This is a genomic window from Streptomyces purpureus (assembly GCF_014648195.1).
Lineage (GTDB): Bacteria > Actinomycetota > Actinomycetes > Streptomycetales > Streptomycetaceae > Streptomyces > Streptomyces purpureus.
In genome coordinates this window covers 2,921-20,188 of the sequence record NZ_BMQQ01000053.1, presented here as the reverse complement: position 1 = coordinate 20,188, position 17,268 = coordinate 2,921, and the positions used below count along the sequence as shown (strand labels likewise).

Genomic DNA, 17,268 nt, shown 5'->3' with positions numbered 1-17,268 from the left:
AACGTCGGCCTTCAAGACCACAACCAGGTCTTGAAGGCCGACGTCACGCGAGCCCCCGAATTCGCCAACAGCATCCGGTGCGGCCCAGGGGCGCCGTCAGCACCTGCTCTACGGCGACGGCGTCCCGAGGAGCGCGGCGGGCCGGCCGGGACCCGAGCAGCACCCCGGGCTCCCGCCGCACCGGCGCCCTCGCCCGCGCGAGAGCAGAGGGTCAGTGCTCGCAGAGGGAGAATTCCCGTTCGTAGAGCTGCTCGTTGTGTTCGGCGACGAAGAACTTGCGTTCCTTCATGAGTTGTTCGCGGTAGCTCTTGGCCTCTTCGAGGGTCATGGTCGAGGTGTCGGACCATGGCTGCTGCGGCGGCACATCGGAGGTCGACACGATCGTTTCCTCCGGGTCGACCAGGAAGAACGCGAGAATTTCGCGGTGTCCCGGGCGGGTGGGGTCCTGAAGTCGGAATGAGCCGACGCGGTGCTGCAGGATGTTGGGGAACGCCAGGCAGCGGCCGGCCGGGGTCGGCGCCGATCCCAGCACCTGGTTCAGTGCGTCTTCGTTCTCCAGGCCGTAGACGTCACGTACACCGTTGTCGTCGTTCTGCTCGTAGTACGGGTCGTCGAGTGCCGCCCGGAAACTCAGCCGGCTGTCGGTGATGTTCTCGCTGTCGAAGTAATAGATGCCGGTCGAGACGATCCGCTCGTTCAGCATCCCCTCGACATGCCAGGAACCGCCCGCGTACTCGGGCTTGTCCGGGGTGAGATGAATGGTGGCGAGCTTGACGATGACCTGCAGACGGCGGCCGCGCAGGTCGACCCGGGCGGATTCGTCGGGCACCTCGGGCGCGGTGAAGTCGGGGGCGTCCGGGATGACCGGGCGGCGGTTGTCCCACCAGTCGTCCTGGGCCGCTTCATAGGCACTGACCGCTTCGTCGTAGGCCTCCTCATCACTGAAGGAGGATTCGTCCGGGTGCTGCGGCTCGGAGTCGTACCACCCGAAAGGATCGGGCTCGATCCGCAGGGGCCGCGGATGGCGCAGATCGGTGAGCACGTTCTCCAGCAGCGGGCGGAAGCGCGCGAACAATTCCGGCAGGACGGCGGCCAGTTCGCGGTGAGTGTCGGGGTGGACGTTGTTGACGTACGAACGGAAGGCGACCGTGCCGTCGTCACTGACGTCGGCGTCCGTGGGCAGCCACTGGAACTGCTCGGAGAATTCGTACTTCGCGTAGTGGCGCTCCGCCGGGTTCTGCCACGCCCGCTCGGGCGCGCCGCTGACCTCTCGCACCAGGCAGAACAGCGAGGGATGCACCAGATCCAGCACCTGGCCGTCGGATCCGGGATGCCAGTCCCGCTCCGCTTCGGGTACGTCTTCCAGGACCCGGACCGCCTCGCGCAGGCGGGAGCCGAGCTCGCCGTCGATCAGGGTGTCGGAGTGCCACACGCCGTCGACGGCGGACACCTCGATGCCGGTTGAGGCATCCCGCAGCGCGGCGTAATGCTGGAGTTCGGCGAGCACGTAGCGCACCTGCGCTTCGGTGAGGCCCTGGGCGAGGGCTTCTTGCGTCCACCGGGCCACGATGCCGGCATCGTGCATCTTGTCGAACCAGCCCGGCTTTTCCCGGATGTGTGCGCTGCACTGGATCATCTCAAGTTCCCGCAGTGTTCGGGGGGTCGCGAACGATATGGAACGGGAAGCTTGAAAGGGCAGCGGGAAGGCAGACAGGCCGGTCAAGTTGCTGGGTCCTTCGAGTCGGTGTGCGGTGGCGGGAAGGATACTTCAGCCGACTGACAGCGCAGCCGTGGTGCCCGCCGTCGCCGATCCGGGAGCGGGGTGGCCTGCGGCCAAGGAGCGTGCGGCGTGAGAGGTCCGTTCCTTCGACCGGAACTTCCCTGCGGGCTCGCGCTCTTCGATGACGGGGCGTGGGAGATGCTGGAGGGGTTTCCGGCCGGGCTGGGGTGTTCCCTGAAGGCGGCCCCTCCGGCGCGAGGTGGGCGCCGGGGCGGGCACGATGTGCCCGCGAGTGCCTTAGGGTCTTCGACGCCGCCCAGGGTGGCCTTTCGTGCAGTGTCAACCGGGTCTTCAAGAGCCTGGGCTCAGACAGCCAGGTCAACTCCCCCTCCCGCAGCTGGAGCTTCATGTGAGGGCTTTGATCCATTCGTCTCCGGGCGGGGGCACGAAGTAGTAGCCGCCTCCGGTCGTCAGGAGGTACTTGGCCATGGCTTCTCCTTCGAGTCGCTTCTGGACGGCTTCGAAGCCCTTCGCCAGGTCCCGCTGGAAGCAGGAGAAGATCAGACCGGTGTCGCCGTCACCTCGGTCATAGCTGTAGCTGCGGCGCACGATCGGGGGCGGGTTTCGCCGGTCCGGGGCCGCGAGACGCACATGGGAATCCAGCGGCGTCAGCTTCCCTGCCGGGTCGGCGGCGAAGTTCGGCTCCTCGCGTATCGGGGTTCCGTCGAGCCATCGGCCGTCGCGGCGCCGACCGATGATGTCCTCCTGCTCTTCGACCGAGTCCTTGTCCCACAGTTCCGTCGCGAGCCTGACTATCCGCACTACTTGATAGGAGCCGCCGACGGCCCATGCCGGCTCACCCTGGTCGGCACGTACGAGGGCACGGTCGGCGGTCTCACGCTCGCTGCCGGGGTTCCCGAACCCCTCGGTGAAGTGGAACGGATTACGGGACAGGGCTCGGCCTCCGTCTGCACGGCCGTCTGCACGGAATCCGTCGATCCGCCACCGCACACGCCAGTCGGCAGATGCTTCGAGGACCCTCTCGACCGCCTGGCGCACCGAGGCCTTTGAATGGGCGGCCACCTGGAGCAGTACGTCCCCGTGTGAGTGTGCGCCGTCCAGGAGGTCACCGGGGAACGAGGGCATGGCGCCCAGAAGCCGCGGACGATTCGACGGGGATAAAAGGCTGTGTCCTATGGCGAGGGCTGCACAGCCGTCATCTGGGAGGAGGGCATCACTCAGTGCTGCTCGCAAACGGCGGACCGGAGCTGCCGAGCCCTGTCGCCGACCGTTCACATCCATTGCCAGGAAGGTGACTTGACCAGGCGCAGCCGTTGGGGCGATCAAGGCGGGAACGATGCTGGTTGAGTTCCTCGGATCGTCCCGGAACGGCGACATCGCCGCAGGCACGGCCGCCGCCAGAACGACGGCAGCACCCATCGAGCCACCCATCAGCACGGTTCGCCGACTCAGCCGATCCATTTTTCCTCCAAAGCGTCTACCGCACCCAACTAAGGGATGTCCCGTAAATGGTCTATCAGTCGGCAGGGACAGGACGGGTCTGGTGCAGGTTCGGGTGACAGGTTGGGTCACGCGGCTTGGAGGGTCGGTGTGGTCATGACGGTCTCGAATTCGACGGGGGTCAGGCGGCCGAGTGCGGCTTGTCGGCGGCGTCGGTGGTAGGTCCGCTCGATCCAGGTCACGATGGCGATCCGGAGTTCCTCGCGGGTGGCCTAGCGTCGGCGGTCGAGGACGTTCTTCTGCAGCAGGCTGAAGAAGGACTCCATGGCCGCGTTGTCGCCGGCCGCCCCGGCTCTCCCTATCGATCCGGCCATGCGGTGGCGGTCGAGCGCCCGGACGAACTTCCGGGACCGGAATTGCGAGCCGCGATCGCTGTGCAGGATGCATCCGTCGACGTGCTCGCGCCGGGCCACGGCGTTGTCCAGTGCCCTCACCGCCAGGCGGGACTTCATCCGCGCGTCGATGGAGTAGCCCACGATCCTGTTGCTGAAGACATCCTTGATCGCGCAGAGATACAGCTTGCCGTCGCCGGTGACATGTTCGGTGATGTCGGCGAGCCACACCCGGTTCGGGCCACTCGCGGTGAAGTTGCGGCTCACGAGATCGTCGTGCACCGGCGGGCCGGCCTTCTTACCCCGGCCGCGCTTCTTCCCGAACACCCGCCTGCTGCACCTGTGCGGGCTGCTCACCCTCGCCCTGAACACCGCCGAACCCCTGCTGCCCGGACGCTACGGCCGGGCCTGTCTGGACACCGTCGCCCCGCTCCTGCTCCTGGGCTGGGGCCACGTCGGCCCCGCCTTCCTCGCCCACTTCCACACCACCACACACCGGGAGGACACCACCACGACCAACATCGCTGAGCCGATGCCCACCACGGCACCCGCTCGCAAGATCGCGCCCCCGGCCCCTGAACCGGTCCCCACCGCGACACCTGCGCCACCTCCGGCCGAAGTGCCTCCCGTGATCGAGGTCCCCGAGTCCGCCCCGGCCGTCACCAAGGCTCCTGCCACCGGCTCCCGCCCGGCCCTGCCCGCCCCGCTGTTGAGTGCGGCCCGGCGCATCGCGGACGCCCACCACGCCGAACACGGGGCACCGATCTCCGCCACCCGGCTCGCAACCCGCATGGGCGTCGCCCTGCCGATGGCCACCGCCGTTCTCGCTCAGCTCTGAGCCACCCCGGCCACCGGCCGGATCACCCCTCCCTCGAATCCACGCCCACCCGATGGGCCTGGTTCGTCATGCCCCGAGCAGCACCAACACGCCCACAGTCACGGCCGGTTGCTGCTCGGGCCCCACCCCGACAGAAGGGACACGCCCCAAATGGTCACCCTGGACCTGCGCCACGTGGCAAGCCCCGCCGTGCGGGACCTGCTCCACCTCGTCAACCACCCCGACTTCGACCGCGCACAGCAGCAGATCGAACACCTCGGCGGCTGCACCGAACCCGTCCGCCTGACCGGCCGCACCGCCACCGTCGACACCACGACCGGTGAGGTACTGCGCTCTTACACCTCCTCCGACGAGCCCACCGGCAGCTTGCTCAGCGCGTGCGGCAACCGCCGCGCCTCACGCTGCCCGGCCTGCTCTCACCTCTACGCCGCCGACACCTACCACCTCATCCGCGCCGGCCTCTCCGGCGGCAAGACCGTCCCCGACACCGTCCGTACACACCCCCGCGTGTTCGCCACCCTCACCGCCCCCTCCTTCGGACCCGTCCACAACCGCCCCGACGCCCGGCCCTGCCGCTGCGGAACCCGGCACGAACCCACAGACGCGCTGCTCGGTACGCCGCTCAATCCGGCGACGTACGACTACGTCGGCGCGGTCCTCTTCAACGCCCACGCCGGAGCCTTGTGGGCCCGCTTCGCGATCTACCTGCGGCGGGAGCTCGCCACCCGGCTCGGCATAACGCAGAAGGCTGCCCGCGCGGTGTTTCGGGTGTCCTTCGCCAAGGTCGCCGAGTACCAGAAGCGCGGCCTGGTCCACTTCCACGCCGTGATCCGCCTCGACGGCCCGGACGGCAACACCCAGCCCCCACCGTCCTACGCCACCGCCGCCGTACTCACCGACGCCATCCGCTCCGCCGCACCACGCGCCCGCATCTCGGTCACCTCGGACGCGATCGGGGAACGCGAACTCTCCTGGGGCCAGCAGCTCGACGTACGCGAGATCGCCGCCTTCGGCACCGACAGCGAACTCACCGACCAGGCGGTGGCCGCCTACGTGGCCAAGTACGCCACCAAGTCCGCCGACGCCTCCGGCACCCTCGACCGCGCCCTGTACTGCCGCCCCTGCCAGGGACGCGGCGCCACCCTCCTACCCCACGGAACCCCGCTCCCCTGCACCGCCTGCGACGGCACCGGGCAGGCCCGGCTGCTGTCCCGGCTCCCCGTCGCCCGGCACGTGCGACAGATGATCCGCACCTGCTGGGAGCTGGGAAAGCTGCCTGAGTTCGCCCACCTCAAGCTCTGGAAGTGGGCGCACATGCTCGGCTTCCGGGGCCACTTCTCCACCAAGTCCCGCAGCTACTCGACCACTCTCGGCGCGCTGCGCGATGCCCGCCGCACCTGGCGCACCGAACAGGCCCACGCCCACGCCGACCAGCCCGAGTCCGACCCAACCACCACGCTCGTCGTTGGCCACTGGGACTACCTGGGCTCGGGTTACAGCCCCGGCGCAGCCCTCCTCGCGGCCGGCGTATGGCACCGCAAGGAACTGGAACGGCAGTTCATCGCGGAAGGGGGCTGCTGATGATCTCGCCCCTGCCCACCGTCCTTCGCACGGAGGTGGTCCCGGCGCTGGAGCTGCTGACGGTGCCCCAGGTGATGGCCCGCCTCCAGCTCGGCCGCTCCGCCGTCTACGACCTGCTCCGCAGCGGCCAGCTCGCCTCGATCACCCTCGGCCGCGCCCGCCGTATCCCCACCCGCGCGCTCACCGAGTTCATCCGCACCCGCCTCGAACAGGAAGCCGCCTGATGACCACGCCCCGCGACACCCCCGCCTCCCGCCGCGTCCGCGCCAACGGCGACGGAACCGTCTACCAGCGCAAGGACGGCCGCTGGGAAGCCGCCGGATACGTCCTTGCCCCCGGCAACACCCGCCGCCGCGTCCGCGTCTACGGCACCACCCGCAAGGAAGCCCTCGCCAAACTCACCGAGAAGATCGCCGCCAGCAACCGCGGCCTCCCCATCGCCGCAGCCGACAGCACCGTGAGCGCCTATCTCACGTACTGGCTGGACGGCGTCGCCGTTCACCACCTGCGGGAGAACACCCACACCCGCTACGCGGCCTCCATCCGTCTCCACCTCATCCCCGGGCTCGGCAAGAAGAAGCTCGCGCGGCTCACCGCCCGCGACGTACGCGCCTTCCTCGACGGGCTCCGCACCACCTGCCAGTGCTGCATCCACGAACGGGACGCGGCCCGGCGGTCGTGCTGCGCCGTCGGTCAGTGCTGCGGCAAGACGCTGTCGCCGCTGACCGTGACCTACGTCCACTCGGTCCTCAAGTCGGCCTTGGAGCACGCCGTCCGCGAGGACGAACTGCCGCGCAACGTGGCCCGGAACGTCAAGACCGCCGCGCCGCGCACGAGGCGCTTCCAGCCCCTTACCGCGGCTGAGGCCCGGCAGTTCCTCCAGGCCGCCAGCGGTGACCGGCTGCACGCGCTGTACGAACTCGCCCTGCGCACCGGCCTCCGCAAGGGCGAACTCCTCGGCCTGCGCTGGGAAGACCTCAACCTCGACGGCGGCACGGCCAGCATCCACCGCTCCCTCCAGCGCACCCGCACCGGCGGCCTGACCACCCTGCACACCAAGACCCGAGCCTCCGAACGCCGCATCGCCCTCCCCACCGAGTGCATCCACTCGCTGAAGCGCCACCGGGAACAACAGCAGGACGAACGTCGAGCAGTTGGGACGGGCTGGACGGACAGCGGGCTCGTCTTCACCACCCCGGCTGGAAGCCCCCTCGACCCCACCAATCTCACCCGCCGCTTCGGCCGGCTTCTCAACCGGGCAGGGCTCCGCCGCATCCGCTTTCACGATCTCCGGCACTCGACCGCCACCCTGCTCTTGGAACAGGGCGTCGACCTTGTCGTGATCAAGGAACTCCTCGGGCACGCCCACATCGGCGTCACCGCCGGCGTCTACGCCCACGTCCGGCTCCGCCTCCAACGCCAAGCCATCGACACCCTCGGCAACGCCCTCGGCCGGACCGACGACGAACCCGAAGACCCACCCGCCGCAGCCGTCGTCCGCTGACGTTGCCGTCAGCGTTGCCGTCAAACGCCCGAGAGCCCCCGCCGATTACCGACTCGGCGGGGGCTCCCAATGTGCGCCCAAGTGAACTCTGAAACCCTCGGAAATCTACCCCTCGGTGCGCCGGTGGCGTCGGCGCTTACGACAGGTTGTGCCAGGCGTGGCTACAAGTTCCTCGGCACTCCGTTTCTCTTCGTCGCGTGTCAGCTACTGCGAACGTAGACACGAGGACGCGAAATGCTTTCACGTACTCACCGGGGGGCAGATTTATGATCTTCCCCATCTGTTCGAGAATCGGTTCCCGGACAATCAGCACTGCCGGGGTCATGGTCGGCTTGACGCCTGATCGCAGTAGCCCCTCACGCGCGTCGTTCACCGTTGCATGGGCCTGCATGGCGTAACGAATAACCTCGTGCAGTACCGCCTTCTGCTGAGCCTGTTCCAACGAGGAGAACCAGGCCACAGCATCGTCCAGGGCGCGGAGCCCTTGGGCGACCTCGTTGATGACGCGCTCTGACGCTCTCAAGTCCTCACCTGCTCCGGGGCTCGAATACCACGTACGGCCTATTCCGATCCAGCTCTGCGTAGTCTGGGCGGTTCGGATTGTAGCTTTGCCAGAAGTCTCGACCGCGCCCGCTCCCTTCACCATCGCCCGTCCCTCTTGGCAGCGAATTCTTGACGCTGTGACGAGTTCTGGACGGGCCAGACAGGATGTAGTCCCAGTCTGACGTCGGGTTAGGGGTTCCGTTTGCGCGGCTTCCTACCACGATGATTGGCTGACCCGCCTTGTCGGCGGCATTCTGAATTCGCTTGGCATCATTCGGGCTGATACCAGCTTCCGATGCCGTTCTCAGGCCAGGTCCACACCACCCGTTGGAGTTGTGAACCAGGACCGGTGTCTGCCCCGCCAGCACATAGTACGTATGCAGGTCATCGACGGTGAGGTTGTATACCGGCCCTGCCCCGGTCCTCGTGCGTACTGCCGTGATCTGGGTCCAGACGCCCGTGCTGGTCTGTAGCCATTGGCCGGCCTTCAGGTCTCCGGCGTCGGCCCATTGCCCACGGGAGGGCACCCAGAAGGGGTGGTCGGTGGTCGCGGTCAGCGGACCTGTCTGAGGGGAGGTGTCGGTCGTGATGTCGACCAGTTGCTTGGCTCCGCTGCCCTGGATCAGAGCAGTGACCGTGCGCGTTCCGGTCTCGCCGGTTTCCGGGTTCGTCGCCCGGACCCGGTCGCCGACTGTGACGTTCTTGATGGGCTTGTGACTGCCGTCGGCCATGAGGACCGGGGTGTCTTCGGTGAAGCTGTTGCGGCATCCGACTGTCGCCCACTTGGCACCGCCCCAGGCACCGAGCATGCCTGCGGCGCAGCCCATCGCGGCGGACGTCGCGACCTGGCCCCAGTCGACCTTTCGGCCGGAGAGGCGCTGGATGCCCCAGTCCATGAGGCCTTCGGCCAGGCCGCCGCCGACGCAGCCGATGAGGAGGGGGTTGTTGCCGGAGGGGTCGGTGTACGTGGTGGGTGAGCTGAGGGCGTACTGGTAGAGGTTGGTGCCGCCGGCGTGGCCGATGGGGTCCTGGGAGATGAAGCGGCCGGTCTCGGGGTCGTAGTAGCGGTTGCGGTAGTGGAGCAGGCCCGTGCCGTCACTCTCGCGGCCGGTGAAGGTGTAGGGGTTCGTGGAAGCGGCGCCCGTTGCGGTGGGTTGGCCGTAGGGGTCGTAGGTGTAGCGGGTGGCGATGGTGCCGTCGGGGTTGGCGAGGCCGACGACGGTGCCGAGGGCGTCGGTGAGGTAGGTCTGGGTCTGGCCGTTCTCGGTGCGGGTGAGGTATTGGTCGAGGCCGGAGGCGGCGACGGTGGCGGTTGTCTGGCCGGTGTTGTTCTGTTCGATGTGGGGGTTGGAGGCGTCGGTGAGGAACTTGGTGGTGGCGCCGCCCAGGGTCTTGCTGATGCGGGTGCCCAGGGGGTCGTAGCCGAAGGAGGCCGCGGGGCCGCCGTTCTTGGTCACGCCGGTGAGTTGGCCGCGGGGGTTGAAGGTGTAGGTGTTCTTGCCGTCGTCCTTCAGTTGGCCTTCGTTGTCGTAGGTGAAGGTGCGGCCGTTGAAGGTGGTGACGCGGTTGTCCTTGCCGAAGACGGAACCTGTCTCGGCTGCGGGGAGGGCGACGCTGGCCAGGGTGCCGGTCAGCCGGATCTGCTGGCCTCGGGCGTCGCGGAGGTAGGTGAGGTCGCCGACTGCGCTCTCGCCGCGGGTGTAGGCGATCGAGTTGATCGTGCCGGTCTTGTCGTAGCCGGTGGTGCGGGTGATGCCGCTGGGCAGCGTCGCGGTCTGCTCCCTGCCCACCGCGTCGAGGCCGAAGCCGATGTGCTGGGTGCCGGTCTTGACGCTGGTGAGGATGCTGGACTTGTCGTAGCCGTAGGTCGTGGTGACGCCGGCTGCGGTCATCTGGCTTCGGCGGTCGGCGCCGTCGTAGTCGTAGCCGATGGTGCCGGTCGGGCCGGTGACGCTCTTGGGGCGGTCGTAGGCGTCGTAGGTGAAGGACTGGGTGCCGGCCTTCGTGTCGCTGACGGTCTTGGGCAGATCGACAGCGTCGTAGGCGTACGTGACGGTCGATTCGGCCTGTCCTGCGATGTCGACGCCGTACTTCACGGTCTTCGGGCGGCCGAGGAGGTCGTACTCGGCGGTGGCAACCTGCCCCACGCGGTTGGTGACCTTGGCGAGCCGGCCGCCCTGGTGGTACTCGAAGCCGGCGGTGGAGCCGTAGGGGTCGGTGGCTGTCTTGGGGCGGTCGGCCTGGTCGTAGGTCCAGGTGGTGGCGTTGCCCCGGGCGTCGGTCAGGGTGGTGAGGTTGCCGTTGTCGTCGTAGCCCAGGCTCAGGGCCTGGCCGAGCTGGTCGGTGACCGTCCGGGGCTGGTTGAGCTTGTCGTAGCCGACGGTGCTGGCTGAGCCTGTTGCGTCGGTGACGGTGGTGGGACGCCCTGCGGCGTCGACGAACTGGCTGGACGTGCGGCCTTCGGCGTCCTTGACCGCGAGCAGGTCGTGGTGACGGTAGGTGTACTGGGTGGTGGCCCCGTCGGCCGTGGTGAGGCTCGTGAGCTGGCCGAAAGAGTTGAAGTCCGCCTTGGTGACGCGGCCTTCGGGGTCGGTGACGGTGTCCAGGTTCCCGTTCGCGTCGTAGCCGAGCAGGGTGGTGTTGCCGAGAGAGTCGGTGACCTTGGTGGGCTGGTCGTAGGGGCCGTCGAAGACGGCCGTGCCGGTGGTACGGGCCTGTGGTGTGCCGTCGAGTTCGGTGGTGGAGGTGATGTGGCCGTTGGCGTCGTAGGTGATCTTGGTGCGCCGGCCGTAGGGGTCGGTGACGGCGTCGATGCGGTGGCTGGTGGCGGCGCGGGTGTATGTGGTGGTGCGGGCCAGGCTGGTGCCGTGGGCCTGGGTGTCCTTGATGCCGTAGCCGTCGGCGTCGAACTCGACCCGGCGTACCGCTCCCCCGGGCTCGGTGACGGTCGAGGAGGTGACCTTCCCGGCGGCGGTCTGGGTGTATTCGAAGGCGTACTTCTGGCCTTCGGTGAGGGTCTGTTCCTTGACCCGGCCGTTCGCGTCGAAGGTGTTGGTCATGTAGACGATGCCGCGGGCATCGGTGGCGGTGGCGATGCGGTTGGTCGTGCCGTCATAGGTGTAGCGGCTGACCTTGCCTGCCGGGTCAGTGACGGTCTCGAGCCGGCCTGAGGTGTCGTAGGTGTACGCGGTGGCGCGGCCGGTGTTGTCCTTGGCGGAGACGATGCGGTGGTCGCTGTCGTAGCCGAAGGCCACCCATCGGCCGCCCGGGGTGGTGAGCTGGGTGATGTCGCCCTTGGGCCCGCCGAGACGGGTGATCTTGGTGGTGTTGCCGTGCCGGTCTCGGATCTCCTTGAGCGGCGCGTACTGGGGGAACACCCAGACGGTTCCGTCGCGCAGGCGCAGCTCCCACTGGCCGTCCTTGCTGAGGATCTTCGAGCCCTTGAAGCCGCCTGCGGTGTCGAGGGGTTCGAAGACGGCGTCGATGTAGCCGGTGCCGGGCGAGGTGCGGGTGAAGTGGACCTTGGAGCCTCCGGGGAGGTAGAGGTCGACTTCCTGGTACTGCTTTTGCGAGTGGAGGAAGGCGTTGTAGATGAGGTCGCGGCCGATTCCGAAGGCGCGTTTGCGGGTGTCTGCCTGCCAGTAGGTGCGGGTGGCTTCCGCGGAGCCGAGGGGGTCGGAGACGGCGAGGTCGGTGCGGGTGTCGGTGAGCAGGCCGGTGGAGAGCTCGACGGGGTCGCCGGAGAGCCAGTCGAGGGCGTCCTGCATCCAGGAGGTGAGCCAGGGCAGCCAGTCGTCGGTGTTGAACATGGCGCCGTGGAAGGCCCAGACACGGGTCTTGGCGTCGGGTACCACTTGGCGGCCGTCGGGTGTGACGGTGCCGTGCCCGTAGACGTACCAGCCCTTCTTCTTGGGGTCGTAGTCGAGGAACTCCACCTGGGTGCCGGGGGCTTCGCGGGTGTAGTTCGGGTAGACGATCTGGGCGCCCTTGGGGAAGACGTAGGTGCCGCCGGGCTGCACGGTGAAGTAGACGGGCACCACGCTGTTCCTGGGCAGCGGGAAGGGAGGCCGGTCGATCGGGATCGCGGTGATGCCGAGCTCGGTGACGGGCTTGCCGCGTTCGTCGCGGACGACGGAGCCCTTGGGGATCCGCACTTCGAGGCCCGGGATCTTCGGCGTCTTCAGCACCACGTCGGCTTTCGCGGGTGCGGCGAACTTGACCGTGTGCTTGGTGTCCAGCGGGGTCATCCACACGGGGAAGCCCAGGTCCGTGGTCTGTCCGTCCTGGGGGTGGATGCGGATGTCGAAGCGGCCGTACTGGCGGCTGGTGGTGTTCGCGCTGGAGCCGTCGACCACGAGAGTGGTGGCGTCCTTGCTGATGCCGGGCAGGAGGAAGCGTCCCTGGCTGTCGGTGCGCGTGGTCCTGCCGTCGGTGGTGACGGTGACCTTGGCGAGCGGGGTGCCGTTCAGCTTCAGTACGTGGCCGGTGAGTGCCGTCTTTCCGGGCGGGCCGCGCAGCGCGGGCGGTGCTTGAGGGGCCTTGCCGCGGGTTGTGATCCAGTCCCGGCCCGCCAGGTTGGCCTTGCCGGGCTGCCATGCGTCTGCACCGGTGGGCAGCACGGCAGGGTGGGAAACCGGGTGGTGGTCGGCATTCTTATGGACGGGTGCGGTGCTGGATGTGGCGGTCTGGAGAGCTGCTGTTCCGGTCTTCTTGAGCCCGAGGTTGAGGGTGCCGGTGGCGTGGGCGTCGGGGTCGACGGTCAGGGTGTAGGTGCCGGTGGCCGGCAGGGCGGGCAGGTTCTTGGTGACGGTGGCGGTGCTGAGGTACTGGTCGTCCGTCAGCCATGTGCCGTCGGGGGCGTGGACGGACAGGTACCAGGCGAAGGGGGGCGCGTCGGTGACGACCGTGAGCTTGTCGCCCTTGGTTCCGGCGAAGGTGTAGTGGCCGTTCTGAGCGGCTGCGGTGAGGGCGACGGGCCTTTTCGTGCCGGTGGCGTTCAGCGTGCCGCCGTCGGCGTCGGGCACCAGGGTGGCGGTGACCGTGCCGGTGGTGGTCTGGGCTGGGCGGACGAGGATCTGGTGGGTGCCCGCTGTGAGGGGGGCGCGCAGGTCCACTTCTCCGGTGGTGCCGGAGACGTAGGAGGCGTCGGCATCGACTGATGCGTCCGGGGCTACGGTCGCGATGCGGAGGTTTCCCTGGAGGGTTCGGGTGAACTTCAGAACCGTCCCGGAGCCGGCGGTGGCCTTGTAGGTGAAGCGCAGCTCCTGGCCCGGCCTGGTGGTGGTGCCTTCCGCGGTGGGTGCGGTGCTGGTGAGGGTTCCTGCCTGGCGGGGGGTGGACAGCCATAGCGTCATGGCGCCGGTTGCCGCGCCGTCCGGGGCAAGGAGGAGGGTGTAGGCGGTGCCTGCGGTGAGCCCGGTGAGATAGGTGGTCTGGCTGGTCTTGGGGCTTGCCGCTGTCAGGTAGGTGCCGGTGCCTCCGGCGGGGGTGATGAGCCGGATCTGCGTGGACTCGGTCACTGTGTTGCCGGTGAGGGCGAAGCCGAGCGAGGAGGTGGCGGGCGCGGTGAACTGGACGCGGATGCGCTGACCGGCCCTGCTGATGGTCACCGGCGTTGAGGCGCCGTCGATGGCAGGTTGGGCCTGGAGGTCCTTGGAAAGGGTCAGGGTGACCGAGCCGGTCGCGGCTTTGGCCGCGTCGACGAGGACGGTGTAGGTCCCTGTCTCGGGAAGTGGGGCCATCCCGATCGTGGCGGACCTGCCGCCGGAGATGGTGCTGTTGTTGATGACCCTTGTGCCGGTGGGTGACAGCACGCTGACGTGGACGGTCTCGCTGAAGGAGTTGGCGGTCAGCCCGAGGGAGAGTGCGTCCCCGGCGGCCGCGGTGAAAGTCCCCCGGATGCGCTGGCCTGCTCGGCTTGCTGCCGCTGGGGAAGACGGGGCATCGGTGGCCAGGGGTACGCGAGTGTCTGAGGAGAGGGTCAGTGTCAGTGAGCCGGTGGTGGCCTCGTCGGTGTAGATGAGGACGGTGTAGATGCCGGCCTGGGGCAGGTCCGGCAGGTCGATGGCGCCTGAGTCACCGGAGAAGATGTACTTCCTGTCGACGATCTTGGCTCCGGCGGGAGCCCACACGCTGGCGTAGAGCGTCTTGTTGAACGTGTTCGCCGTCACGCCCAGGGACAGGAAGTCTCCTTCGGCCGCGGTGAAGGTGCCACGGATCCGCTGACCCGGCCTGGCGACGGTGAGGACAGTGGACGCGCTCGTTGTCGTCAGGGGCACCGCTCGGTCCGCCGAGAGGGTGAGCGTCAGCGAGCCCGTGCCCGCTTCGTCCGTGTATATCAGTGCCGTGTAGGCGCCGGTTTCGGGCAGGTTCGACAGGCCGATGGTGGCCGCGTCACCGGTCGATACGGTCTTGCCGTCGACGATGCGTGCGCCGGAGGGCGCGGTGACCCTGACGTACAGCGTCTGCTTGAAGGTGTTCGTGGTCAGCCCCAGGGACAGGTGGTCCCCCGTGGCCGCGGTGAAGGTGCCACGGATCCGCTGGCCCGGCCTGGCGACGTTCAGGGCAGTCGGCGCACTCGTCGTGGTCAGCGGGGTGACCTGGTCCGCCGAGAGGGTGAGCGTCAGCGAGCCCTTGCCTGCCTGGTAAGGGTCCACGAGCACCCTGTAGGTGCCGCTCTCGGGCAGGCCGGACATGCTGATGGTGCTGGAGGCCCTGGCCCCGACGTACTTGTCGTCCACCACCTTCTTGCCCGAGGGGGCGATCACACTCACATACGTCGCGGTGGGGAAACCGTTGGTGGTGACGGCGAGTGAGAGGTCTTCTCCGGCCGTGCCCTGGAATACGGACTCGGCGTTCTGTCCGAGCCGCTCGATGGTCACCGTGACCGGGCCGCCCGTGGGGGCCAGTTGGGCGACTCCCAGAGTCTGGGACAGCATCATGGTCAGGGATCCGGTGTCCGTTCCGGTGGGCGAGATGACCACCGTGTACGTGCCGGTGGCCGGCAGCGCGGGAAGCTGCTGGGCCTTGTTCAGGCCTGTGTTGACGTAGTCGTAGTCGAGCACCGCCCCGTCCGGTCGCTTCACGGTGAACTTCACGCCCGACTTGAAGGTCTCGGCCTTCAGTCCCAGTCGCAGGCGCTGGCCGCTCTGGCCCGCGAACGACACGTGTCCGTCCTGGCCGGGCCGGCTGATGACGAGCTTCGTTTCCGGGCCGGCAGGGTCCATCGTGCCGGCGGCGGCGTAGGGGGAGCCGGTGACGGTGAGCGTGCCTGTGCCGGCGCCGTCCGGGTCGAGGACGAGGGTGTACCGGCCGGCCGCGGGCAGGGCGTCGATGTCGAGGGAGGTGGCCGCCTTCGCGGCCAAGTGACGGTAAGCGTCGGCGATCTCGGCCCCGTTGGGCCCGTAGAGCCGTAACAACGTTGCCTTGGCCATGCCGGCGGAGCCCACGCCTACGCTCAGCGTCTGCCCCTGGGTACCGGTGAAGGTCCAGTGGGCATCCTGTCCCGGGCGGCCGATCGTGGTCTTGGCTGTGGGCGCGGTGAGGTCAAGAGCCGTCACGGTGGGAGCGGAGAGTGTGGCTCTGGCCGCGCCGATGTTTCCTGCTCCGGGTGTGACGACCAGCGAGTACCTTCCTGACTGGGGCAGGGACCGGACGTCGAAGTCGCCGCCTGCGGACGGGATCGAGCCGCTGTCGACCGGCCGTCCCTCCGGGTCGTACAACGACAAGTTCAGTGCGGCGTTGAACGTCGACTGGGTGAAGCCGAAGCTGATGTTGTCGCCCTGGTCCGCGTCGAAGAGAATCCGCGCCTTGTTGCCGGGAGTGGTGACGGCGATCGTGGGCGGATCGGCGTCGGTGACGGACGTGACGACGGTGCTTTCGAACTCGGCGGGGGCCGACTGGACCGAGAAGTTGGCCGTGGTTGTGGTGCCGTCCGGGGTGGTCACCTCGACGGGTCCGGAGGTCGCCCGCGGGGGGACCTTGACGGTGAGCGTGGTGTCGGTGCGGCCAACTACTTCGGCGACCAGATCGCCGTCGAACCGCACGACGTTGTCCGTGGCTGTTGTCGCGAAGCCGCTGCCGGTGAGCGTGACTTCGGTCCCGGCCGAGCCGGACGTGGGTTCCATCTTCGTCACCGAGGGCCCGGACGGAGCGATCGTGAACGCCTCGGCCGACTGAGCCTCGGCGCCTGCGACCGTGACCTTGACCTTGCCGCCGACGGATCCGGCCGGCACCTTCACCACCAGGCGATGCGCGGAGGCGGAGACGACTTCGGCGGCCTTGTCTCCGAACGAGACGGTGTTGGCGGCGGGGCTTGGGGAGAAGCCGGTACCGGAGAGTGTCACCTGTGCGCCGGGGGCGGCCTTCACCGGGACGAGAGAGAGCACGGACAGGGCGCTGGAGGGAAAGCGGTCGATGCCGAGGCGGTTGCCGGCCGCGTCGTAGCGGTAGCGCGCCGTCTCCCCGTCCGGGTCGCTCACCCCGACCAGGCGTCCGGCCGCGTCGTAGGCGTAGACGGCGTCGTTGGTGGTGGGGGCTGCCGCAGCGTCGGCGGCGGCCTTCACCTGCTGCTTGCTCGGGCCCGCCTTGGGTAACGGTGACGGTGTCTGTGCTCTGCCGGGCGGTGCGGACAGTGGGGCGGATGGGTCGGGAGGTGGCGCGGCTTCGGCCGGTACGGCGCCGGCCGCCAGGGCGAGCAGCAGAGTTCCGACAGTCATTGACCGCCGGCGTGTGGACAGACGTGCCCCGAACCGTTCGCCGCGCATGCGCACCGCGCCCTCCCCCGAGCGACCTCAGCAGGCCCCCAGGGCCCACGCAGCCCGCACTCCCCATGCGAGCCGTCACAACGTACACACGAGGAGTCGCGCCCAGGCGGGGAGATCGAACAACTGGCTCATACCCGTCCGGTCACTTCGCGGCCATGGGACGGGGCGGGTGCATCGATCTCAGGCACAGGCGGAACCCAGGGCGTATGGCGGGACATGTCTGGTCAGCTGGTAGAGCACGTTCCAAGCGGAAGGCGGCGTTGCTCGATCCGGGCAGCCGGGGGTCGTCCCCATCCGCGGGGGACTACGAGGCTGAGAACGGCCATGAGCTCGGCTCGGGATTCCGGTTGGCTCCCAGCCCATTCCGCTCGCGCACGTCGTCCTGGCCGCTCCCCCAGGGAACGGGCGGTTTGGGCAAGTTGGTCAAGTGAGGGGCGGCGGGCCGGGGTTGAGGGTGGGTGGGT

8 protein-coding genes and 1 pseudogene are annotated in these 17,268 nt (G+C 68.5%); 4 read left to right on the top strand and 5 right to left on the bottom strand.

Annotation, left to right across the window (positions count from 1 at the left end):
• Positions 1 to 211: 211 nt before the first annotated feature.
• The 3 genes and pseudogenes from IEZ01_RS33650 to IEZ01_RS33640 all read right to left on the bottom strand — a co-directional run.
• The gene (locus tag IEZ01_RS33650; protein WP_189205539.1) at positions 212 to 1,723 is read right to left on the bottom strand and encodes a DUF4246 domain-containing protein; all 1,512 of its coding nucleotides are present in this window, start codon (positions 1,721 to 1,723) and stop codon (positions 212 to 214) included.
• A gap of 402 nt (positions 1,724 to 2,125) precedes the next feature.
• Positions 2,126 to 3,118: a Dyp-type peroxidase gene (locus IEZ01_RS33645; protein ID WP_189205541.1), complete on the bottom strand. Its 993-nt coding sequence runs from the start codon at positions 3,116 to 3,118 to the stop codon at positions 2,126 to 2,128.
• Positions 3,119 to 3,309: 191 nt separating this feature from the next.
• A pseudogene (locus IEZ01_RS33640) lies at positions 3,310 to 3,900 on the bottom strand (IS3 family transposase); the annotation flags it as partial.
• Here IEZ01_RS33640 and IEZ01_RS33635 point away from each other — a divergent pair.
• The 4 genes from IEZ01_RS33635 (at position 3,830) to IEZ01_RS33620 (ending at position 7,496) form a co-directional block, all read left to right on the top strand.
• Positions 3,830 to 4,411 carry a hypothetical protein gene (locus IEZ01_RS33635; protein ID WP_229833343.1) on the top strand — a complete coding sequence of 194 codons (582 nt, stop codon included), beginning with the start codon at positions 3,830 to 3,832 and terminating at the stop codon, positions 4,409 to 4,411. The pseudogene IEZ01_RS33640 and the gene IEZ01_RS33635 overlap by 71 nt on opposite strands.
• Before the next feature lie 150 nt (positions 4,412 to 4,561).
• Positions 4,562 to 5,992: a replication initiator gene (locus IEZ01_RS33630; protein ID WP_189205537.1), complete on the top strand. Its 1,431-nt coding sequence runs from the start codon at positions 4,562 to 4,564 to the stop codon at positions 5,990 to 5,992.
• Complete coding sequence (locus tag IEZ01_RS33625; RefSeq protein ID WP_189205535.1) at positions 5,992 to 6,216, top strand: helix-turn-helix domain-containing protein; 225 nt, start codon at positions 5,992 to 5,994, stop codon at positions 6,214 to 6,216. The genes IEZ01_RS33630 and IEZ01_RS33625 overlap by 1 nt, the downstream gene beginning before the upstream one ends.
• Positions 6,216 to 7,496: a tyrosine-type recombinase/integrase gene (locus IEZ01_RS33620; RefSeq protein ID WP_189205533.1), complete on the top strand. Its 1,281-nt coding sequence runs from the start codon at positions 6,216 to 6,218 to the stop codon at positions 7,494 to 7,496. Before IEZ01_RS33625 ends, IEZ01_RS33620 begins: the two co-directional genes overlap by 1 nt.
• 136 nt (positions 7,497 to 7,632) lie before the next feature.
• Here the strand turns inward: IEZ01_RS33620 and IEZ01_RS36160 are convergent, their stop codons facing one another.
• Together IEZ01_RS36160 and IEZ01_RS35810 are read right to left on the bottom strand one after the other, a co-directional pair.
• A complete protein-coding gene (locus IEZ01_RS36160; protein ID WP_373287709.1) occupies positions 7,633 to 8,142 on the bottom strand; it encodes a DUF5958 family protein in 510 nt (169 codons plus the stop codon).
• Complete coding sequence (locus tag IEZ01_RS35810) at positions 8,024 to 16,756, bottom strand: RHS repeat-associated core domain-containing protein (protein ID WP_189205531.1); 8,733 nt, start codon at positions 16,754 to 16,756, stop codon at positions 8,024 to 8,026. The genes IEZ01_RS36160 and IEZ01_RS35810 overlap by 119 nt, the downstream gene beginning before the upstream one ends.
• Positions 16,757 to 17,268: the final 512 nt, after the last annotated feature.